Source organism: Pseudomonas sp. CBS (assembly GCF_024734645.1).
Lineage (GTDB): Bacteria > Pseudomonadota > Gammaproteobacteria > Pseudomonadales > Pseudomonadaceae > Aquipseudomonas.
On record NZ_CP102929.1, the window covers coordinates 3,974,916 to 3,996,684 of the forward strand.

Annotated in this window: 19 protein-coding genes; 5 read left to right on the forward strand and 14 right to left on the reverse strand. The window is 62.7% G+C overall.

All coding sequences use genetic code 11. The features are described from left to right. Window positions 1-56: 56 nt before the first annotated feature. Complete coding sequence (locus NVB75_RS18265; protein WP_258342670.1) at window positions 57-1,436, forward strand: DUF2868 domain-containing protein; 1,380 nt, start codon at window positions 57-59, stop codon at window positions 1,434-1,436. Continuing rightward, window positions 1,429-2,802, forward strand: coding sequence for a DUF3482 domain-containing protein (locus tag NVB75_RS18270; RefSeq protein WP_258342671.1), 1,374 nt, complete (start codon window positions 1,429-1,431; stop codon window positions 2,800-2,802). Before NVB75_RS18265 ends, NVB75_RS18270 begins: the two co-directional genes overlap by 8 nt. On the opposite strand, the gene NVB75_RS18275 is transcribed toward NVB75_RS18270, so the two are convergent. The 7 genes from NVB75_RS18275 to NVB75_RS18305 all read right to left on the reverse strand — a co-directional run bounded on the left by NVB75_RS18275 (window position 2,799) and on the right by NVB75_RS18305 (window position 11,818). Then, window positions 2,799-3,353 (reverse strand): phosphonate degradation HD-domain oxygenase, encoded by a 555-nt coding sequence (locus tag NVB75_RS18275; RefSeq protein ID WP_258342672.1) that lies wholly within the window; start codon window positions 3,351-3,353, stop codon window positions 2,799-2,801. The two genes, NVB75_RS18270 and NVB75_RS18275, sit on opposite strands and share 4 nt — an antisense overlap. After that, a complete protein-coding gene (locus NVB75_RS18280; RefSeq protein WP_258342673.1) occupies window positions 3,353-4,477 on the reverse strand; it encodes a TIGR03364 family FAD-dependent oxidoreductase in 1,125 nt (374 codons plus the stop codon). The genes NVB75_RS18275 and NVB75_RS18280 overlap by 1 nt, the downstream gene beginning before the upstream one ends. Before the next feature lie 125 nt (window positions 4,478-4,602). Next, the gene (locus tag NVB75_RS18285; protein WP_017476554.1) at window positions 4,603-5,619 is read right to left on the reverse strand and encodes a putative 2-aminoethylphosphonate ABC transporter substrate-binding protein; all 1,017 of its coding nucleotides are present in this window, start codon (window positions 5,617-5,619) and stop codon (window positions 4,603-4,605) included. Between the two features lie 23 nt (window positions 5,620-5,642). Beyond that, window positions 5,643-7,367, reverse strand: coding sequence for a putative 2-aminoethylphosphonate ABC transporter permease subunit (locus tag NVB75_RS18290; RefSeq protein ID WP_258342674.1), 1,725 nt, complete (start codon window positions 7,365-7,367; stop codon window positions 5,643-5,645). Between the two features lies 1 nt (window position 7,368). Then, window positions 7,369-8,433 (reverse strand): putative 2-aminoethylphosphonate ABC transporter ATP-binding protein, encoded by a 1,065-nt coding sequence (locus NVB75_RS18295; protein ID WP_063026458.1) that lies wholly within the window; start codon window positions 8,431-8,433, stop codon window positions 7,369-7,371. Window positions 8,434-8,667: 234 nt separating this feature from the next. After that, the gene (locus tag NVB75_RS18300; protein WP_258342675.1) at window positions 8,668-9,531 is read right to left on the reverse strand and encodes a LysR family transcriptional regulator; all 864 of its coding nucleotides are present in this window, start codon (window positions 9,529-9,531) and stop codon (window positions 8,668-8,670) included. A gap of 16 nt (window positions 9,532-9,547) precedes the next feature. Further along, window positions 9,548-11,818: a heavy metal translocating P-type ATPase gene (locus NVB75_RS18305; protein ID WP_258342676.1), complete on the reverse strand. Its 2,271-nt coding sequence runs from the start codon at window positions 11,816-11,818 to the stop codon at window positions 9,548-9,550. Window positions 11,819-11,903: 85 nt separating this feature from the next. Between NVB75_RS18305 and cadR the strand changes: the two genes are divergently transcribed. Further along, entirely contained in the window at window positions 11,904-12,353 is a 450-nt protein-coding gene (gene cadR, locus NVB75_RS18310) for a Cd(II)/Pb(II)-responsive transcriptional regulator (RefSeq protein WP_017476559.1), read from the forward strand. Window positions 12,354-12,478: 125 nt separating this feature from the next. Here cadR and NVB75_RS18315 read toward each other — a convergent pair whose 3' ends face one another. The 3 genes from NVB75_RS18315 to NVB75_RS18325 form a co-directional block, all read right to left on the reverse strand. Further along, the gene (locus tag NVB75_RS18315; protein WP_008438950.1) at window positions 12,479-13,312 is read right to left on the reverse strand and encodes a thymidylate synthase; all 834 of its coding nucleotides are present in this window, start codon (window positions 13,310-13,312) and stop codon (window positions 12,479-12,481) included. A gap of 51 nt (window positions 13,313-13,363) precedes the next feature. Beyond that, entirely contained in the window at window positions 13,364-14,176 is an 813-nt protein-coding gene (lgt, locus tag NVB75_RS18320; protein ID WP_008438947.1) for a prolipoprotein diacylglyceryl transferase, read from the reverse strand. A 66-nt stretch (window positions 14,177-14,242) separates the two neighbouring features. Continuing rightward, a complete protein-coding gene (locus tag NVB75_RS18325; protein ID WP_017476560.1) occupies window positions 14,243-15,025 on the reverse strand; it encodes a sulfite exporter TauE/SafE family protein in 783 nt (260 codons plus the stop codon). 89 nt (window positions 15,026-15,114) lie between these two features. Between NVB75_RS18325 and NVB75_RS18330 the strand changes: the two genes are divergently transcribed. Further along, a complete protein-coding gene (locus tag NVB75_RS18330; RefSeq protein WP_258342677.1) occupies window positions 15,115-15,861 on the forward strand; it encodes an NRDE family protein in 747 nt (248 codons plus the stop codon). A 112-nt stretch (window positions 15,862-15,973) separates the two neighbouring features. On the opposite strand, the gene ptsP is transcribed toward NVB75_RS18330, so the two are convergent. Further along, window positions 15,974-18,253 (reverse strand): phosphoenolpyruvate--protein phosphotransferase, encoded by a 2,280-nt coding sequence (ptsP, locus tag NVB75_RS18335; RefSeq protein WP_010167790.1) that lies wholly within the window; start codon window positions 18,251-18,253, stop codon window positions 15,974-15,976. 22 nt (window positions 18,254-18,275) lie between these two features. Then, complete coding sequence (locus NVB75_RS18340) at window positions 18,276-18,755, reverse strand: RNA pyrophosphohydrolase (protein WP_003176750.1); 480 nt, start codon at window positions 18,753-18,755, stop codon at window positions 18,276-18,278. 143 nt (window positions 18,756-18,898) lie between these two features. On the opposite strand from NVB75_RS18340, the gene NVB75_RS18345 reads away from it, so the two are divergent. Continuing rightward, a complete protein-coding gene (locus tag NVB75_RS18345) occupies window positions 18,899-19,555 on the forward strand; it encodes an HAD family phosphatase (protein ID WP_258342680.1) in 657 nt (218 codons plus the stop codon). Window positions 19,556-19,665: 110 nt separating this feature from the next. Here NVB75_RS18345 and NVB75_RS18350 read toward each other — a convergent pair whose 3' ends face one another. After that, a complete protein-coding gene (locus NVB75_RS18350) occupies window positions 19,666-20,079 on the reverse strand; it encodes a DUF2269 domain-containing protein (RefSeq protein WP_258342682.1) in 414 nt (137 codons plus the stop codon). A 40-nt stretch (window positions 20,080-20,119) separates the two neighbouring features. Then, the gene (gene ilvA, locus NVB75_RS18355) at window positions 20,120-21,634 is read right to left on the reverse strand and encodes a threonine ammonia-lyase, biosynthetic (protein ID WP_258342683.1); all 1,515 of its coding nucleotides are present in this window, start codon (window positions 21,632-21,634) and stop codon (window positions 20,120-20,122) included. Between the last annotated feature and the right edge of the window lie 135 nt (window positions 21,635-21,769).

A 21,769-nucleotide genomic window follows, 5' to 3' on the forward strand; every position in this document is an offset into this window, starting at 1 on the left:
CCCAACCGGCGTTCCAGCGGTTATGCTCCAACCTCACTGGCTCAACAGGACGGCGCGTGACAGCTCTGAATCCCCTGCAAACACTCTGGCTGACCGAAACCGTGCGCTTGCGCGAGGAACACGCCGGCGCCCTGGAAGACCAGGAAGCCAATCGCCTGGCCCGCAGCAGCGGCGGTGACTTGCCGACGCGCATTCAAAACCGTGCGTTGTGGTTGGCTGAACGCGATGGCCTGACCGCCGCCCTGACCCGCTGGCTGCAAGGTGCACGCCTGGCGCTGATCCTGCTGGCGGTGGTTGCCATCATCAGCGGTGCCGGCTTGGCCTTTGCCGCGCTGGGCAACGGGCTGGCGCCAGTCAATGTGTTCTGGGCCCTGGGCAGCCTGCTGGGCTTGAACCTGATCCTGTTGTTCAGCTGGGCCCTGGGCCTGCTGTTTGCCGGTGAACACGGCGCCAGCCTTGGCCGCCTGTGGTTATGGCTCAGCGAAAAACTCGCCCGCGACGCCAAGGCCGCGCAACTGGCGCCCGCCCTGCTGCTGTTGCTGCAACGGCGCAAACTCAATCGCTGGGCGGTCGGTGTGCTGGTCAACAGCTTGTGGCTGCTGGCCCTGCTCAGCGCCATGGTGATCCTGCTGACGCTGTTGGCCACCCGGCGCTACGGGTTTGTGTGGGAAACCACCATCCTGCGGGCCGACACCTTTGTCGCCGTGACCCAAACCCTCGGCGCCCTGCCCGCCTTGCTCGGCTTCAATGTGCCCACTGTCGAGATGATCCGCGCCAGCGGCGATGCCGCCCTGAATATCGAAAGCGCCCGCCAGGCCTGGGCCGCCTGGCTGGTGGGCGTGCTACTGGTGTACGGCATCCTGCCGAGGCTGATCCTCGCGCTGCTGTGCCTGTGGCGCTGGAAACGCGGGCGCGCCGCCTTGAGCCTCGACCTTAACCTGCCCGGCTACAGCCAACTGCGTGAACGGCTGATGCCCAGCAGCGAACGGCTTGGGGTCAACGATGCGGCGCCCGAACAGTTGCACCACGTGACCGGCGGCGTCAGCGAACTGGAAAGCGACGGCGCCCTGCTGGTGGCCATCGAACTCGATGACCAACGCACCTGGCCGCCGAAGCTCCCGGCCAGCGTCAAGGACGCCGGCATCCTCGACAGCCGTGAATCCCGCAACAAGCTGCTGGAGCAACTCACCCGCTTCCCGCCCGCACGCCTGGCCATTGCCTGCGACCCACGGCGCTCGCCGGATCGCGGCAGCCTCGCGCTGATCGCCGAACTGGCCCGCAGCGCCACCGCCACCCGGGTCTGGCTGCTGCAAGCGCCGGCGGGTCAGGCGCTGGACGCGGAACGCCTGGGTGACTGGCATACAGCGTTGCAGCAGTTGCAGATCCCGTTCGCTGATTGCGCGCCGCTCACTTGGCTGGAGACCGGTCATGACTAAGCCCCTGAAACTCGCGGTGGTCGGCCACACCAACGTCGGCAAGACCTCGTTGCTGCGCACCCTCACGCGAGACGTCGGCTTTGGTGAAGTGTCCCATCGGCCCAGCACCACCCGGCATGTCGAAGGTGCTCGGCTGTCGGTAGACGGCGAAGCCTTGCTGGAGCTGTACGACACGCCGGGCCTGGAAGATGCCATCGCCCTGCTCGATTACCTTGAACGCCTGGACCGCCCCGGCGAACGCCTCGACGGCCCGGCACGGCTGGCGCGTTTTCTGGAAGGCAGCGAGGCCCGGCAACGCTTCGAACAGGAAGCCAAGGTGCTGCGCCAACTGCTCGCCTCGGATGCGGGCCTGTATGTGATCGACGCCCGGGAACCGGTGCTGGCCAAGTACCGCGATGAGCTGCAAGTGCTGGCCAGCTGTGGCAAACCGTTGCTGCCAGTGCTCAATTTTGTCAGCAGCGCCGACCACCGCGAGCCGGACTGGCGCGAAGCCCTCGCCCGCCTCGGCCTGCACGCGCTGGTGCGTTTCGACAGCGTCGCGCCGCCGGAAGACGGCGAGCGCCGCCTCTATGAAAGCCTCGCCCTGCTGCTGGAAAATTCCCGTGGGCAACTGGAGCGGCTGATCCTTGATCAGGAAGCCCAGCGCCAGGCTCGCCAGCAAAGTGCTGCGCGGTTGATTGCCGAACTGCTGATCGACTGCGCCGCCTGCCGCCGCAGCGTGGTCAGCGAAGTCGAGGTAGAACAGCAAGCCATCAGCGAACTGCGCAAAGCCGTGCGCCAGCGCGAACAGCGTTGCGTGGAGGCCTTGCTCAAGTTGTTCGGCTTCCGCCCGCAGGACGCCGCCGCCAGCGATTTACCGCTGCTGGACGGGCGCTGGGGCGATGACCTGTTCAACCCCGAGACCCTCAAGCAACTGGGCGTGCGGGTCGGTGGCGGTATCGCGGCCGGCGCGGCCGCCGGTGCGGGTGTGGATCTACTCGTAGGCGGCCTGACCCTCGGCGCCGCCGCGCTCGCCGGAGCCATCGCCGGTGGCGCCCTGCAAACTGCCCGCAGTTATGGCAGCCGCCTGCTGGGCAAGATCAAGGGCCAGCGCGAGCTGACCGTCGACGACAGCGTGCTGCGCCTGTTGGCCCTGCGCCAGCGGCAACTGCTCAAGGCCCTGAACCTGCGGGGCCACGCGGCGATTCACAGCATCAAGGTCGACACGCCCCAGGACAAGACCTGGCGCGAAGGCAAGCTGCCGGAAGCCCTGAACAAGGCCCGCGCCCATCCGCAGTGGTCGTCCCTCAACCCGCACCCCAGGTTGAGCCAGGCCGAACGCCAGGAACAGATCGAAGCCCTGGCCCAGCGCCTGGACGAGACCTAAGCCGCCAACAGTTGCCGGGCCTTGGACTTCAGCACTTCAAGGTCCAGCACCGGCACATGCATTTCCTTGGCCTGTTCATCCCAGTGGCGCATGCGCAGGCTGACGGCGCACAGCGGGTCCTGCTCGAACGCTTGGGCTTCCTCGGCGGTCATCACGCCGCCCTGGTAACCCAAGGTACGGCGGCTGGCTTCGCTCAAGCGCGCGTAATAATCCGGCTGGCTGAAGGTCAGATATCGCTTGGCCTGCACGTGGTATTCCACCAGTTTTGCCATCCGCTCGCTGAAGCCTGCGCGGCGCAGATAATCGGCGCCCAGCCGTTCATGGCTGACCACACCATAACCGCCCATGTTCTCGCCACCTTCGCCGCAGATATGCCCGATATCGTGGAAGAACGCCGCCAGCACCACTTCATCATCAAAGCCCTCAGCCATGGCCAACTGCGCAGCCTGGGACATGTGCTCGATCTGCGAGACCGGTTCGCCGATGTAGTCAGCGGTGCCGTGCTGTTCGTACAGGCCGAAGACCTCGGCGATTGCCTGCTCTGCGTTCATCACGCGTCCCCCCACAACTCTGTGATATTGCGCTCGGCCATCGCTGGCCCAACGCTCATGCCCACGCCGGTGTGCATCAACGCCGCGCTCACCCCGGGTCCCGCTCGCAGGAACGAAAACGGCCCTGGGCCACGGGAACCATAAACACCCTGCCAGCGCTCCACGACCTGGATCTTGCAGCCCAGAGTCTCTTCGGCCAACTCGATCATCCAGGTGTCCACCTGCTCGGCATTGAACGGTGAAGGGTCGCTGCCGTAATGGTGGGAGTCACCGATGATCAGCTCACCATAAGGCGTTGGGCTGATCAGCAGGTGAATGCCGTTTTCGTGCAGGTGCGGTACATCCCGCAGGATTTCGGCCTGCACCGGCGCGGCCTCCGGCAAATCGGCGAAGGCGCCGTAGTGGACGCAGCTGAGACCGGTCAGCAGCGCGTGTTGCAGGTTCAATTCCACCGCAGGCCGGGCGCGCAGCATTTGCAGGCGGCAGATTTGCGGGTTGAGTTCGCCGATCTGCTCGGCCAGCAGCGTCTGGTAATCGTGGCCGGAGCAGACAATGATCTGCTCGCCGCGAAAGGTGCCAGCGGTGGTGTGCACCTGGCCGGGCTCGATGTCGCGGACCAGGGTGGAGAAATGAAACTCCACGTTCAGTTCGCGGCTCAGGTAGTTGATCAGCGCCGGGATGGCTTCGCGGGAATACAGTTGTTGATCGTCCAGGCCGTGAAGCGCGGCACGGTGATGAGCGAACTGGCCACCGTACAGACCGTGCAGGGCCGCGCCTTGCAGCAACTCGACGCGATAACCGTACTCCAGGGCGCGACCGGCGCAGAAGGCTTCAAGCAAGTGCTCTTCGGCTTCGGTGCGGGCGAACAGATAGGAGCCGTTGCGTTTGAGCTGGATACCGGCGAGCTGTGCCCACTGGCCCCAGATTTCGCGGCTTTCCCGCGCCAGGTCGAGCATCGGCCCGGGCGGCTGGCCGGTGACCAGTGCCTGGCCGAAGTTGCGTACGGAAGCACCCAATGGGGTGGCGCTGCGCTCGAAGACCTTGACCTTGAGGCCGCGTTTGGCGGCCGCATAAGCGTGGGACAGGCCGAGGATGCCGGCGCCGATGATCAGCAGTTGTGTCATGAAGACCTCTCGTTCCCACGCTCCGCGTGGGAATGCATCCTGTGACGCTCCGCGTCACGACTACAAAAGCGGACGCAGAGCGTCCAGGCCCGCGTTCCCAAGCAGAGCGTGGGAACGATCGGTGGTTATTGTTTTTCCGACTTGCCGTCATAGCGCTTGCGCCATTCGGTCAGGATGCTGTCGCGGTTTTTCGACGCCCAGGCAAAGTCGTTCTTGATCAGCCGCTGCTCATAGTCAGCCGGCAATTCGGTCTGCGGCTTGGCAATACCCGGCTGAGCCAGTACCGCGAAGTTTTCCTTGTACAGCTCCATCGCCGCCGGGCTTGCGGAGAAGTCGGCGAGTTTCTGTGCCGCGTCCGCGTGGGCAGTGCCTTTGATCACGGCAGTCGCTTCGATGTCCCAGCCCAGGCCTTCTTTCGGCAGGATAATGTCCAGCGGCGCACCCTGGCGCTTGAGTTGAACGGCCGGGTATTCAAACGAGATACCGATCGGAAACTCACCCGACGCCGCCAGCTTGCACGGCTTGGAACCGGAGTGAACGTACTGGCCGATGTTCTGGTGCAGGTCGTCCATGTACTGCCAGCCCTGTTTCTCGCCGAAGGTCTGCAGCCAGGCGCTCACATCCAGGAAACCGGTGCCGGACGAGGCCGGGTTGGGCATCACGATCTTGCCTTTGTACTCAGGCTTGGTCAGGTCCTGCCAGCTCACCGGCTTGCTCAGGCCCTGCTTTTCGGCTTCGACGGTGTTGAAGCAGATGGTCGCAGCCCACACGTCCATGCCGACCCAGGCCGGTGGGTTGGCGGCGTCGCGGTAGTTCGCGCCGATCTTGCCCAGATCCTTGGGTGCGTAGTTTTGCAGCATGCCCTGCTGGTCGAGGATAGCCAGGCTGGAAGCCGCCAGGCCCCAGACCACGTCAGCCTGCGGGCGGGCTTTTTCGGCCAGCAGCTTGGCGGTGATGATGCCGGTGGAATCGCGCACCCATTTGATATCGATGTCCGGGTTAGCCTTTTCGAAGGCTTGTTTGTAAGTCTTCAATTGCTCGGCTTCGAGGGCCGTGTACACGGTCAACTCGGTCTTGGCGGCAAAGGCATTCAGGCTGAACGCAGTGAGCACAGCAGCGGCTAACGCCAGGGGCTTGAACATGGTGCAGTTCCTTTATGGATGATTTATTGACCGGGCGCGGTTTGGCGCCAGGCCTGGGAGCGGCGCAACAAGCCGCGTGAGGCCCACGCCAGCAGCAAGGACACGCCCGCCGAGGTGAACAGAATCAGGGTCGACATGGCCGCTGCGCCGCCGACGTTGCCGGCGTCGTCCATGTTCAGCACGGCGACGGCGGCGAGAATGGTGTCGGGGCTGTAGAGGAAGATCGCGGCGGAGACGGTGGTCATCGCCGAGACGAACAGGTAGCGCACGATGTCCAGCAGCGCCGGCAGGCAGATCGGCACGGTGACCCGCAGGTAATGGCGGTACAGCGGCGCCTTCAGCGACAGCGCGGCGGCTTCGAATTCCGCGTCCAGTTGGCGCAGGGCCGTGGTGGCGGTCATTTGGGCGGTGGTCAAATAGTGAGCAATGGTGCACACCACCAGCAACGTCATGGTGCCGTAGAGCACATGCAGCGGGTTGCCGTTGAGGTTGAAAAAGAACACGTAGCCCAGGCCCAGCACCAACCCCGGCACCGCCATCGGCACGAAGCTGAGCATGCGCAGCGCCAGGTTCAGGCCCTTCTGGCCCTTGGTCTTTTCCATCAGGTAGGCGCCGGTGAAGATCAGCACGCTGCCGATCAACGCGGTGCACAGGGCCATGGTGATGCTGTTGCGGTAGGCCAGCCAGCCGCCGCCGGCCGTGTCTTCGAACTGGTAGTGGGCCAGGGACAGCGACAGGTTGTAGGGCCAGAATTTCACCAAGGATGAGTAGACCGCCATGCCGAACACCAGCAGCAGGATCGCGCAGATCAGCAGGACGACGGCCAGGTAGCAGCCGTCCCGCAGCTTCGACGGTGCCGGCTGGAACACCTGGGCGCGGCCGCTCATGGAGTCGCCGTGACGACGGCGTAGCCAGGCGTCGACACCGAAGCTGAACAGTGCCGGCAGCAGCAGGACCATGCCGATCAAGGCACCGCGGCCGAATTGCTGCTGGCCGACCACAGCTTTGTAGGCTTCCAGCGCCAGTACTTGATAGTCGCCACCGACTACCACGGGCACGCCAAAGTCAGTGATGGTCAGAGTGAACACCAGGCAAAACGCGGCAAACACGGCCTGGCGGGTCGCCGGCCAGGTGATACTGCGAAACGCCCGGGCGGGACTCGCGCCCATGCTCGATGCGGCGTCGAACAAGCGTGCATCCGCCAGGGAAAGCGCCGACAACAGGATCATCAAGGCATGGGGAAAGGTGTAGATCACTTCACCGAGGACGATGCCCCAGAAGCCATAGATGTTGTCCGACAGCAGCCCGCGCAGCATGCCCTGGTTACCGAACAGGTAGACCAGCGCAATCCCGGGCAGCATCGACGGCGCCATCAACGGCAGCAGCGACATGCCACGCCAGATCGCCTTGCCCGGAATCAACGTGCGTTGCAGGGCGTAGGCAAACAGGTAGGCCAACGGTACGACGATGGCCGCCACGCTGCCGGAAACCTTCAGGCTGTTACCCAGCAACCAGTGGAAGTTATCGCTGGTGACCAGTTCCCGCGCAGCCACCAGGCCACCGCCCTGCCCGGCTTCACTGCTGAAGCCGCGCCAGAAGATCGCCAGCAGCGGCAGCAGTACCGCGACGCCCAGCAAACACAGCCAGAGCAGCTTGCCGCCGATAACAAAAATACGGTCGCCGACTTCGGCACGGGAAACCTGACGAGCCACGTTATCGGGTATCGGCAGAGTCATATCGCGGGCCATCTCAGGCAAACACCTGCAGGCTACGCGGGGGCAGCGCGACCCAGATGTCCTGGGCGCCGAGGCGCGGCATGGCTTCCGGGGCCAGTTCGGCCAGCAGCGGATGGCCGGGCAGTTGGTCCAGCTCAAAGCTCATGCGGCAGCGGTTGCCGAGGAAGGTGATCTCGCGGACCTTGGCCGGGAACAGGTTTTCTTCATGCACCGGCGGGTTGACGCTGATGGCTTCCGGGCGGCAGAACAGACGGCCCGATTTTGCGGCACCGGAGTTTTCCGCCAGGCGCATGTTCATCCCGCCGACCTGGGCGTGGCTGGCGCTGTTGCGGCTGAACGGCAGCCAGTTGCCCTGGCCGACGAACTCGGCCACGAACGGCGTGGCCGGGCGGTCGTAGATTTCCTGGGGCGTGGCGTACTGCTCGACCTTGCCGTTGTTCATCACGGCAATGCGGTCGGCCATCAGCATGGCCTCGTCCTGGTTGTGGGTGACCATCAGGGTGGTAATGCCCAGGCGGCGTTGCAGTTGGCGCAGCTCGGTGCACAGATGCTCGCGTACCCGGGCGTCGAGGGCCGACATGGGTTCGTCCAGCAACAACAAGGACGGCGCCGGCGCCAGGGCGCGGGCCAGGGCCACACGCTGCTGTTGGCCGCCGGAGAGTTGACCGGGGAATTTCTTTTCGCTGCCCACCAGGCCTACGAGTTCCAGCATCTGCCCGACGCGCTTGCGCACTTCATCGCGGCCACTGCCGGTGAGGCCGTAGCCGATGTTCGCTTCGACGGTGAGATTGGGAAACAGCGCGTAGGACTGGAACAGAATGCCGTAGTCCCGTGCCTGGGGTGCCAGCAGGGAAACGTCGCGGTCGCCGAGGTACAACTCGCCGCTGTCCTGGCGTTCCAGGCCGGCGATGCAGCGCAGCAAGGTGGTCTTGCCGCAGCCCGACGGGCCCAGCAGGCACACCAGTTCGCCGGCGGCGACATCCAGGGACACGTTATCCAGGGCGGTAAAGGCGCCGAAGCGTTTCTGCACACCGCGCACCTTCATTGGCGCGCCGGGGTTGGTCATGGCTGTGTTCATGGAGGCACCTCATCAAACTGATGAAGGTCATCCTAGGCAGGCAATGCGTCCCTCTTGTGGCAGAAAGGCAAAACGTGGCGATAGTGGTATTGGTGGATTTGGGTTGTGCCAACAGATTGTTCCTACGCTCTGCGTGGGAATACATCCTGTGACGCTCCGCGTCACGACCTTAAGAGCGGACGCGGAGCGTCCAGGCCGGCGTTCCCACGCAGAGCGTGGGAACGATCAGACACTTTAGATCGGAGACATTTCCTGCGCCAACCCCAGGAAAGCCGCCGGCAACCGGGCGCCCTTTCGCTCTTTGAGGCAGTACAAATACTCGGGAATCTGCGGGGCATTCTCGATGGTCAGCACACGCAGTTGCGGATCGTGGGGCACTTCCTGGCGGGCAATGATGCTGATGCCAATATTGCGCAGCACTGCCTCACGGATCGATTCCCGACTGCCGATCTCCAGCAGCGGCCCGTAACTCACGCCGGCGCCCTGCAACATCTCCTCGGTCAATCGACGGGTGGTCGACCCCGGCTCGCGCATCAGCAAGGTGTGCCCGGCCAGCGCGGTCAGTGGCACATGGTCGAGCACTGCCAGCGGATGATTGCGATGCACCGCCAGCACCAGCGGGTCCATGCCCAGTACCCGCCGGATCAGGCGCGGGTCTTCAAGCAGTTGAGATGAGGCAGCGACGTCGACACGGTAGTCATCCAGCGCTTCCAGCACCTGCTGGGAGTTGCCGATTTCCACCGAAACCTCGACCTGCGGCAGCCGCTCACGGAAGGTTTTGACCAGGTCGAGGATGTAATAAGGCGCCGTCGCGGCAATCCTCAACGTGCCTTGCACCTGGCCACTGTTGCGCAGGAAAAACTCGATGTCCGCTTCCTGCTGCAACAGCGCCTTGACCATCGGCAACAGCCGCGCGCCTTCCTCGCTGACGGTCAGGCGGCGCCCGCCTCGGTAGAACAACTCCACCGAGTACTGGCTTTCCAGGTGACGAATCTGGGTGGTCACCGTGGGCTGGCTCAGCCCGAGCTTTTTCGCCGCCTGGGTAATACTGCCCAGGCGGGCGACCATGTAAAACGCCTTCAGCTCGGCACTCAGCACACCACCCTCTCATCGACTATTTGCGCAACAGGCGCAGACCATTGAACACCACCAGCAGGCTCACGCCCATGTCGGCGAACACTGCCATCCACATGGTGGCCATCCCAAGGAAGGTCACCGCCAGGAAGATCGCCTTGATAACCAAGGCCAGGGCAATGTTCTGCTTGAGGATACTCGACGTGCGCCGCGACAGTTGAATGAATGCCGGAATCTTGCGCAGGTCGTCGTCCATCAGCGCCACGTCGGCGGTCTCGATGGCGGTGTCGGTACCGGCGGCGGCCATGGCAAACCCGATCTCGGAACGGGCCAGCGCCGGGGCGTCGTTGATGCCGTCGCCGACCATGCCCACCCGGTGGCCCTTGGCGTAGAGCGCTTCGATGGCTTGCAGTTTGTCGGTGGGCAACAGGTCGCCCTGGGCCTGGTCGATGCCGACCTGATCGGCGATTGCCTTGGCGGTGTGGGTGTTGTCGCCGGTGAGCATCAGGGTCTTGATGCCCAGGTCATGCAACTGCTGGATGGCTTCGCGGCTGGTGTCTTTCACGGTGTCGGCCACCGCGAACAGCGCCAGCGGACCGGATTTATCCAGCAGCAGGACCACGGACTTGCCTTGTTTTTCCAGGGCGAAGAGTTTTTCTTCAAGGGCCGGCGAGCACAGGTTCAGCTCTTCCACCAGACGGTGATTGCCCAGGTAATAGACTTCACCATTGATTTCACCCTTCACCCCACGACCCGCCAGGGCTTCGAAGTTATCCACAGTGTGAACGGTGAGATTCTTATCCACAGCCGCATTGGCGATGGCCAGGGACACCGGGTGATCGGAGCGTCCGGCGAGGCTCGCGGCCAGGGCTGGGGCGCTGTCTTCCATGTTCGGGAACAGCGACAGGTAATCGGTTTGCACCGGTTTGCCGTGGGTGATGGTGCCGGTCTTGTCCAGGGCCAGGTAGTCGAGCTTGTAACCGCCCTCCAGGTACACGCCGCCCTTGATCAGGATACCTTTGCGCGCCGCGGCGGCCAGGCCGCTGACGATGGTCACCGGGGTGGAAATCACCAGCGCACACGGGCAGGCGACGACCAGCAATACCAGCGCACGGTAGATCCAATCAAACCACACGCCTGCCATGAACAGCGGCGGAATAAGCGCCACGCCCAAGGCAAAGATAAACACCGCCGGGGTGTAGACCTTGGCGAAGGTGTCGACAAAACGCTGGGTAGGCGCGCGGGCGCCCTGGGCCTGTTCCACGGCGTGGATGATCCGCGCCAGGGTGGAGTTGTTGGCGGCTGCAGTGACTTTGTATTCCAGGGAACCGGCCTGGTTGATGGTGCCGGCGAAAACTTTGTCGCCCACGGTCTTTTCAATCGGCAGGCTTTCACCGGTAATCGGCGCCTGGTCGATGGTGGACTGGCCGGAGGTGACCTCACCGTCGAGACCAATCCGCTCGCCGGGGCGAACCCGCACGATGGCGCCCAGTTCGATGACTTTGACATCCTGTTCAACCCAACTGCCGTCGGCCTGACGAACCGTGGCCTGTTCCGGGGTCATCTGCATCAAGCCACTGATGGCATTGCGCGCGCGGTCCAGGGACTTGGCTTCGATCAACTCCGCCACGGTAAACAGGAACATCACCATCGCGGCTTCAGGCCACTGGCCGATCAGGATCGCGCCGGTCACGGCGATGCTCATCAGGGCGTTGATGTTCAAGTTGAGGTTCTTCAGGGCAATCCAGCCCTTTTTATAGGTGGTGAGGCCGCCGCTGAAGATCGAGATCAGCGCGACCAGGGCGATCACCCACGTCGGGGCTGCGTTGGTGAAGTGCAGCACTTCGGCACCCAACGCGCCCACACCGGACACGGCCAGCGGCCACCAGTGCTTCTTCGCCGGCGGTTCCGCCGGGGCGACGCCCTCTTCGATGGGATCTGCCTGCATGCCCAGGGACTTGATGGCGTCGATGATCGGCGCGGTCGTCGGCAGGTCGTGGGTCACGCCGAGAATGCGGTTGATCAGGTTGAATTCCAGTTGCTGCACACCGGCGAGCTTGCCAAGTTTGTTCTGGATCAGCGTCTGCTCGGTGGGGCAGTCCATGGCTTCGATGCGGAAGGTGCTCAGCCGCGAGCCCGCCGTCGGGGCTTCAGTCAGCTTCACCAGCGCCGGCGCGGCCTTGCTGGAACAGCAGGAATCGCCATGGCTGCCATGGTCGTGCTTCTGCACAGGTTTCAGCTTCGAGCCGTGATCGTGCGCGTGGTCATGATCATGGTCGTGCTTGTGCGGGGTGTGGATGGAATCGCTCATTCTGTCGCGTCCGTAAAGGTGCCTGTTGCCAAGTAAAGACCCTGTAGCCACTATAGGGTCAAGCACCCTTTTGGAGATTGCTGCGATGAAGATCGGCGAATTGGCAAAATTGACGGATTGCCAGGTGGAAACCATCCGTTATTACGAGAAGGAAGGCCTGCTGCCGCCGCCTGCGCGCAGTGACGGAAACTACCGTCTGTACACCCAGGCGCACACTGAGCGGCTGGTGTTTATCCGCAACTGCCGCAGCCTGGACATGACCCTTGAGGAAATTCGCAGCCTGCTGGGCCTGCGGGACAGTCCTCAGGATCAGTGCGAAAGCGTGAATGCATTGATTGACGAGCACATCCACCACGTGAAGGCGCGGATCGACGGGCTGCTGGCGTTGCAGGAACAGTTGCTCGACCTGCGCCAGCGCTGCGGCGGCGGGCCGGATCTGGATCAGTGCGGGATTTTGCAGCGGCTGGAAGTCAGCGGGAGTGTCGCGGCCAGCGAGGCTGAGCCCTCACATGTGGGCAGAAGCCACGGCCATTGAATGTGTACACAAAACAAATGTGGGAGCGAGATCGCTCGCGAAAGCGGAGTGTCAGCCACTGGGTGTGTTTCTGATACACCGTATTCGCGAGCAAGCCCGCTCCCACATTGGGACCGAGATCGCTTTTAGATAGCCACGTCGGCCTTGATGCTCGGATCAGCGTCATAACCCACGATTTCAAAGTCTTCGAATTTGTAATCGTAGATCGACGCGGGTTTGCGCTTGATCACCAGTTCCGGCAGCTTCTTCGGCGTGCGCGCCAGCTGGGTCTGGATCTGTTCCATATGGTTGCTGTAGGCATGGGTGTCGCCCGTGGTGACGATGATCTCGTGAGGGATCAGGTCGCACTGTTGGGCCAGCATATGGGTGAGCAACGCCAGGGCCGCGGTGTTGTATGGCAGGCCGAGGAATACATCGGAGCTGCGGATGTACAACTGCATCGACAGATGACCGTCATGCACAAAGGCCTGGTACAGCAGGTGGCAAGGCGGCAGCGCTTGCTTGCCGTCCCGGGCGTTTTGCTGGGGGCTCTTGGTCTCGTCCGGCAGGTACTCGACGTTCCAGCCGTGGAACAGGATGCGGCGGCTGTTGGGGTTGGTCTTCAGCGTCTCGACCATGTAGTCGATCTGGTTGATCTTGCCGCCGTCCTTGGTTGGCCACGCGGTCCACTGCTCGCCGTACACCGGGCCCAGGTCACCGTCTTCGGTGGCCCATTCGTCCCAGATCTTTACGCCATTCTCGTTCAGCCACTTGATGTTGGTGTTGCCACTCAACATCCAGATCAATTCGTTGGCGATGCTTTTGAAGTGAAGCTTCTTGGTGGTCAGCAGCGGGAAGCCGTCGGCCAAGCTATGCCGAAACTGACGGGCAAACACGGCCTTGGTGCCGGTGCCGGTACGGTCGCCCTTGGTCAGGCCATTGGTCACGACATCGTTCAGTAGTTCGAGATATTGCTTCATGTCTATACCTGTATCGTTGAAGCCGGGCCCCTCGGGCCCCGGCGTTCGAATTTAAAGCGCGGTGTTCTTGATGCCCTGGGGGCGATTGTAAGCCCACCACAGCAGGCCCAGGCCGGCGATGATCATCGGCAGGCTGAGAATCTGACCCATGGTCAACCAGCCCCACGCCAGGTAGCCCAGCTGCGCATCCGGCACCCGCACGAACTCGACGATAAAGCGGAAGATCCCGTAGAACAGCGCGAACATGCCCGACACGGCCATGGTTGGGCGTGGCTTGCGCGAGAAGATATAGAGGATCAGGAACAGCGCCACGCCTTCCAGGGCGAACTGGTACAGCTGCGACGGATGACGCGGTAATTGCGCCGGGTCGCTGAACGGCGGGAACACCATGGCCCACGGCACGTCGGTCGGCTTGCCCCACAATTCGGCATTGATGAAGTTACCGATACGCCCGGCACCCAGGCCAATCGGCACGAACGGCGCGACGAAGTCCATCAGTTGGAAGAACGACTTGCCGTTACGCCGGCCAAACCACCAGGCAGCGATCATCACCCCCACAAACCCGCCGTGGAACGCCATGCCGCCCTTCCACACCTCGAAGATCAGCGTCGGGTTGGCGATGTAGGCTGGCAGGTCGTAGAACAGCACATACCCCAGGCGTCCGCCGACGATGACCCCCATCGACATCCAGAACACCATGTCGGAGAGCTTCTCCTTGGTCCAGGTCGGGTCGAAACGGTTCAGGCGCCGGGAAGCCAGCAGCCAGGCACCGCCGATGCCGATCAGGTACATCAACCCGTACCAGTGGATTTGCAGCGGACCGATGGCCACGGCCACCGGGTTGATCTGCGGGTAAGGCAGCATTGCGACTCCTCGTTAAATCAATAGTCATGGCGCATCGGACCATGCCGGTGCGCGATTAAGCCTGCGTTACAACAAAAAATTCAAACCCACGCAAAACAGCAAGCCGGCGAACAGCCGCTTGAGCAAGCGCGGCGATAACCGATGCGCCAGACGCGCGCCGAAACGGGCCGCCACCATGCTGGTCAGGGCAATGCCCAGCAGCGCCGGCAAATACACAAAGCCGAGACTATGCTCGGGCAGCAACGGATCATGCCAGCCCAGAATCATGAAACTTAACGCACTGGCCAGGGCGATCGGCAAGCCGCAGGCCGACGAAGTGGCCACTGCCTGCTGCATCGGCACGCTGCGCCAGGTCAGGAACGGCACGGTCAACGAACCGCCGCCGGTGCCGAAAATCGCCGACGACCAGCCGATCACGCCGCCCGCCAGGGTCAGGCCGAGCTTGCCCGGCACCTGGCGGCTGGCCTTGGGCTTGAGCTCCAGGGTCATCTGCAACGCGATCACCAGGGCGAACACACCGATGATCTTCTGCAAGTGCGGCCCGGAAATCGCCTCGGCGGTCAGCGCGCCAACGCCTGCGCCCAGCAGGATGCCCACAGCCATCCACACAAAGATCGGCCAGCGCACGGCGCCGCGCCGGTGATGCTCACGCACCGCATTCACCGACGTGAAGATAATAGACGCCAGGGATGTGCCGACAGCGAGGTGGGTCAACACCGAGGGATCGAAGCCCTGCAAGGTGAAGCTGAACACCAGCACCGGCACGATAATGATCCCGCCGCCCACGCCGAACAGCCCGGCGAGCATGCCCGCACAGGAACCCAGCAGCAAATACAGCAGAAATTCCATGGGAGCCCCCGAAAACAGACCGGCATGTTAACGGATGCAAAGCACAGGGTTCTATGGGTAGAGTGGGCAAAACACAAAGGGATTGCCTTATGTGCCTGATTGTTTTTGCCTGGCGGCCGGGCCACGCCCAGCCGCTGATCGTCGCGGCCAACCGTGATGAGTTCTATGCCCGGCCCAGTCTGCCGTTGGCCCAGTGGCTGGACGCGCCCCATGTTTACGCCGGGCGCGACCAGGAAGCCGGCGGGACCTGGCTGGGGGTCGGGACGGATGGGCGCTTTGCGGCGCTGACCAATATTCGTGACCCACACCAGCCGCCGGCCCGCAAGTCGCGGGGTGAATTGGTGGCGCGGTTTCTCAGTGGTTCGCTGTCGATTGACGACTATTTGGCCGACGTTAATGGCAGATCGATTGAATATGCCGGGTTTAACCTGCTGGTCGGGACGCGGGACGAGCTTTGGCATTACAACGCCAAGGAATCTGCGCCGACACCATTGGTGGCGGGGGTTTATGGGTTATCCAATGCAGGGCTGGATACGCCGTGGCCGAAGTTGTTGAAGGCCAAGGCGGCGCTGACAGAAGTGCTGGACGATCCGCAGCCTAAAGCTTTGCTGGGGATTTTGAGCGACCCGCAGACGGCGCCGTTTGCTGACTTGCCGGACACCGGCGTGGGCTTGGCGACGGAGAGTTTGCTGTCGAGTGTGTTTATTGCCAGTCCCAGTTACGGGACGCGGGCGAGTACGGCGTTGATTGTGAATGCCGACGGGACGCGGCATATCGTGGAGCGCAGTTTTGGGCCGTATGGCGGGCAGTTGGGTGAAGTTGAACTGAAGGTGTAATGACTCACGTAGCAGCTGTCGAGCCTTGGCGAGGCTGCGTCCGCGGTGTTTCAGGCACACCGCTGACGCAGCCTCGCCAAGGCTCGACAGCTGCTACGTACGCATCACCCCTCTATAAGGTTTTTGCAGACGCCGGATTGATCATCCGCGCCAACCCAAGGTTCTTCAGCGCCAATTGCAGCGAGCTGTGGATAACTTGCGGGTTGTCGATGGTCATCAATTCCGCCAGCAGTTCCTTGGCCCGGCTCAGGTTGATCTGGCGCAGCATCCATTTCACCTTCGGCAAGTTGGTGGCGTTCATCGACAGGCTGTCAAAGCCCATCGCCATCAACAGCACGGCCGCCGCCGGGTCACCGGCCATCTCGCCGCAGATACTCACCTGCTTGCCTTCGGCATGAGCGTCGCGCACCACATTCTGCAAGGCTTGCAGCACCGCCGGGTGCAGGTAGTCGTAGAGGTCGGCCACCCGTGGGTTGTTGCGGTCCACGGCCAGCAGGTACTGGGTCAGGTCGTTGGAGCCCACCGACAGAAAGTCCACCTGCCGCGCCAGCTCTTTAGCCTGGTACACCGCTGCCGGAATCTCGATCATCACGCCAATCGGCGGCATCGGCACGTCGGCGCCTTCGTCGCGCACTTCGCCCCACGCCCGGTGGATCAGGTGCAGCGCCTCTTCCAGCTCGTGGGTGCCGGAGATCATCGGGAGCAGAATACGCAGGTTGTTCAGGCCTTCGCTGGCCTTGAGCATGGCGCGGGTCTGGACGAGGAAAATTTCAGGATGGTCGAGGGTTACACGAATACCGCGCCAGCCAAGGAAGGGGTTGTCTTCCTTGATGGGGAAATACGACAGTGACTTGTCGCCGCCAATGTCCAGGCTGCGCATGGTCACCGGTAACGGATGGAAGGCGGACAGTTGCTCGCGATAAATCGCCAGCTGCTCCTTCTCACTCGGAAAACGTTGGTTGATCATGAACGGCACTTCGGTGCGGTACAGCCCGACACCTTCAGCGCCGCGCTGTTGTGCGCGTGCCACGTCCGCCAGCAAGCCAGTATTGACCAGCAGCGGTACACGGTGGCCGTCGAGGGTCACACACGGCAGTTCCCGCAGGGCGTCGAGGCCCTGGGACAGCTGGCGTTCTTCTTCCACCACTTCAGCGTATTGCTTGCGCAGCACTTCGCTGGGGTTGGTGTAGACCTCGCCGTGGTAGCCGTCGACGATCATTTCGATGCCGTCGACCTTGGAATACGGCAGGTCCACCAGGCCCATCACCGTCGGAATGCCCATGGCCCGGGCCAGGATCGCGACGTGGGAGTTACCCGAACCCAATACCGAGACCAGGCCCACCAGTTTGCCTTCCGGCACTTCGCCGAGCATGGTGGCGGTCAGTTCTTCACTGATCAGGATGGTGTTGTCGGGGTACACCAGGGTGGTCGAGCGTTCTTCCTGCAGGTAGGCCAGCAGACGGCGACCGAGGTCTTTTACGTCCGAGGCGCGTTCGCGCAGGTAGGCGTCGTCCATCAGTTCGAAACGGTTGACGTGATCGGTGACCACCTGGCGCAGCGCGCCCTGTGCCCACTGGCCGGTCTTGATCACGTCCTTGACTTCGCTGCCCAGGGACGCGTCGTCGAGCATCATCAGGTACACGTCGAACAACGCCCGTTCTTCAGGCCGCAGCTGGGTGGCCAGCTTGGTCGACAGGGTGCGCATGTCATTGCGTACGCCTTCGAGGGCGGTCTTGAACAGGATGATTTCAGCGTCGATGTCGGTGACGGTCTTGTCCGGCACCACGTCCAGGTCGGCCGGCGGCAGCATGACCACCGCGGTACCGACGGCAGCGCCTGGCGAACCCGGTACGCCGACGAACTTGGCCTCCTGGATACCCTTGCCCTGGCGCCCCAGGCCGCGAATCGAACCGGTGGCCTCGGCGTGGGCAATAACCCCGGCGAGCTGCGCGCTCATGGTCACGAGGAAGGCTTCTTCACCTTCGTCGAACTGGCGGCGTTCTTTCTGCTGGATGACCAACACGCCGACAACGCGGCGGTGGTGAATGATCGGTGCACCGAGGAACGAGGCGTAGCGCTCTTCGCCGGTTTCGGCAAAATAGCGATAACGCGGATGATCGGCCGCGTTTTCGAGGTTCAGGGGTTCTTCACGCGTCCCCACCAGGCCCACCAGACCCTCATTGGGCGCCATGCTGACCTTACCGATGGAGCGCTTGTTCAAGCCCTCGGTGGCCATCAGGACAAAACGGTTGGTCTCGGGGTCCAGCAGGTAAACCGAGCAGACCTGGCTGCCCATGGCTTCCTTGACGCGCAACACAATAATCCCCAACGCCGCCTTGAGATCCTTGGCGGAGTTAACTTCCTGGACGATCTTGCGCAGCGTATTGAGCATGGCTCGGGGTCGAACTCCGTCGTCAGTCGCGCGCTAAAAGGCGCGGGGCAAGCTCTTTAAGAGCGCGACGATAAACCTCGCGCTTGAATGTCACCACCTGGCCCAACGGATACCAATAACTGACCCAGCGCCAGCCATCGAACTCCGGTTTACCGGTCAAATCCATCCGCACCCGCTGCTCGTTGGAGATCAGGCGCAGGAGAAACCATTTCTGTTTCTGGCCGATGCACAGCGGTTGGCTGTGGGTACGCACCAGACGTTGCGGCAAACGATAGCGCAACCAGCCTCGGGTGCAGGCCAGAATTTGCACATCTTCACGTTCAAGGCCTACTTCTTCGTTCAACTCACGGTACAAGGCGTCTTCAGGGGTTTCGTCGGGGTTGATTCCGCCTTGAGGAAACTGCCAGGCATCTTGGTTGATACGGCGAGCCCATAGCACCTGTCCGGCATCATTCGTAAGAATAATCCCGACATTAGGACGGAAACCATCGGGGTCGATCACGGCAACAACCTCGCAAACGCATGTCACCGCATTGTTCCACAAAGATTGATACAGCGGCAACGAGGCTGCTTACCTTATGTGCACTCTTGTGAAAAGACCGTATTCTGGACGCCTTTTTACAGACTTTTCAGCGAGTAACTGCAATGCGCCTGGCTTTATTCGACTTGGACAACACGCTTTTGGGGGGTGACAGCGATCACGCCTGGGGCGATTACCTCTGTGAACGCGGGATTCTCGACGCCGTGGCCTACAAGGCCCGCAACGATGAGTTCTACCAGGACTACCTGGCCGGCAAGCTGGATAACGCCGAGTACCTGAACTTCTGCCTGGAAATCCTCGGCCGCACCGAGATGGCCCAGTTGGAGGAGTGGCACCGTGACTACATGCGCGACTGCATCGAGCCGATCGTGCTGCCCCTGGCCGTTGAACTGCTGGCCAAACACCGCGCCGCTGGCGACAAGCTGGTGATCATCACCGCCACCAACCGTTTCGTCACCGCGCCAATTGCCGCACGCCTGGGCGTGGAAACCCTGATCGCCACCGAATGCGAGATGGAAAACGGCCGCTACACCGGACGCAGCACCGATGTACCGTGCTTTCGCGAGGGCAAGGTGACGCGCTTGAATCGTTGGTTGGAAGAGACCGGGTTTAGCCTGGAGGACAGTTACTTCTATAGCGATTCGATGAATGACCTGCCGTTGCTGGAGCAGGTGACGCATGCGGTGGCGGTGGATCCGGATCCGAATCTGCGGGCGGAGGCTGAGAAGCGTGGTTGGCCGGTGATTACTCTGCGCAGCTAAAGATCGTTCCCACGCTCCGCGTGGGAATGCATCACTGGACGCTCTGCGTCCGCTCTTGGGACGCGGAGCGTCCCGGGCGGCGTTACCACGCGGAGCGTGGGAACGATCATCTAGACGGGTTTGGCACCCATCAACCCGGCAATCGCCACAAACCCCACCAGGCTCACAACTGCCAGCGCCACGGTAAAGTTCAAACTCCCCGCCCCGCCCAACCGCAGTCGATTGAGCCGCGCCACCAGCCAGAACCAGCTCAGCGCCGCCACGGTGTAGATCACACTTGAACCCAGAATCCAGGTTTGCCCCAGCGGCCAGCCGATCAGGTGCGCCAGCCACCAGCCGGTGAACGGCATGCTCACCACGCAAATCCCCATCAACAACCACACAAACACCCACGGCCGCTGCACGGTATAGGCCGGCCCGGCACTGCGTTTGCGCCAGGCCAGCACCGCCAGCGCGACGCCGCTGAGCAGCAGCAACACCGTGGCCGCGATGTGGATAACTTTAAGGGTGGTCAGCGTTTCCATGTTCTCGATTCCTTGAAGGCCGCTCAGTCAGCGTAGTCGCTCAACCGAGGAACAGTTGGTAGGCCGGGTTATCACTTTCATCCCAGTACGGGTAGCCAATGGCTTCCAGCGCCGCCGGCACCAGGTGGCGCTCGTCCGCCGGCACTTGCAGGCCCGCCACTACGCGCCCGTCAGCGGCGCCGTGGTTGCGATAGTGGAACATCGAGATGTTCCAGCGCCCGCCCAATTTGTTCAGGAAGTTGAACAACGCTCCCGGACGTTCCGGGAATTCGAAGCGGAACACCACTTCGTCGCTGACGTGCGCCGCATGGCCACCGACCATATGACGGATGTGCAGCTTGGCCAGTTCGTTTTCCGTCAGGTCCAGCACCGGGAAACCCTGGCTGGTGAGGCTGGCGATCAGCGCGCTGCGCGGGTCGTTTTCCGGGTGGGTCTGCACGCCGACAAAAATGTGCGCCTCGCGACCAGAGTGGTAGCGGTAGTTGAATTCGGTGATCTGGCGCTTGCCCACGGCCTCGCAGAAGGCCTTGAAGCTGCCCGGTTTCTCGGGGATGGTCACGGCGATGATGGCTTCGCGGCCTTCACCCAGCTCGGCGCGCTCGGCCACATGGCGCAGGCGGTCGAAGTTGACGTTGGCCCCGGAATCAATGGCCACCAGGGCTTGCCCGGTGATGCCACGGGTCTCGACGTACTTCTTGATGCCCGCCACGCCCAGGGCGCCAGCCGGCTCCGTGATGGAGCGGGTGTCGTCGTAGATGTCCTTGATCGCCGCGCAGATTTCATCGGTGCTGACGGTGATCACTTCATCCACGTAATCCTTGCAGATGTCGAAGGTGTGCTGGCCGATCTGCGCCACTGCCACGCCGTCGGCGAAGATACCCACGGTCGGCAATACCACGCGCTCGCCCGCCGCCATGGCGGCTTGCAGGCAGTTGGAGTCGTCCGGCTCGACGCCGATGATCTTGATTTCAGGCCGCAGGTATTTCACGTACGCCGCGATCCCGGCGATCAGGCCACCGCCGCCCACCGGGACGAAAATCGCATCCAGCGGCCCCGGGTGCTGGCGCAGAATCTCCATCGCCACCGTGCCCTGCCCGGCAATGGTGTGCGGATCATCGTAGGGGTGAATGTAGACGTAGCCTTTTTCGTCGACCAGCTTCAGCGAATACGCCAGCGCTTCCGGGAACGAATCCCCGTGCAGCACCACTTTGCCGCCACGGGAACGCACGCCTTCGACCTTGATCTCGGGCGTGGTCTTGGGCATCACGATGGTGGCCTTGACCCCCAGCACCTTGGCCGCCAAGGCCAGGCCCTGGGCGTGGTTGCCCGCTGAAGCGGTAACCACACCGCGCGCACGTTCTTCGGCGCTCAGTTGGGTCAGCTTGTTGTAGGCACCGCGAATCTTGAACGAGAACACCGGCTGCAAGTCTTCGCGCTTGAGCCAGACCTTGTTGCCCAGGCGCTCGGAGAGCTGGCGGGCGGTCTGCAGCGGGGTTTCTACGGCAACGTCGTAAACGCGCGAGGTGAGGATCTTTTTGACGTACTGTTCAAGCATCGGAAAGCATCACTGGGCGGGTTGGGCAGGGCCAAGGAGTCTAACCCAGCGTTTGGCCGGGCGACCACACGAAAACCGAGGTTTTGTTGGGTTATACTCGCGCCCCTCTTTACTCCCCGCCCGTTCCGGAGCCCG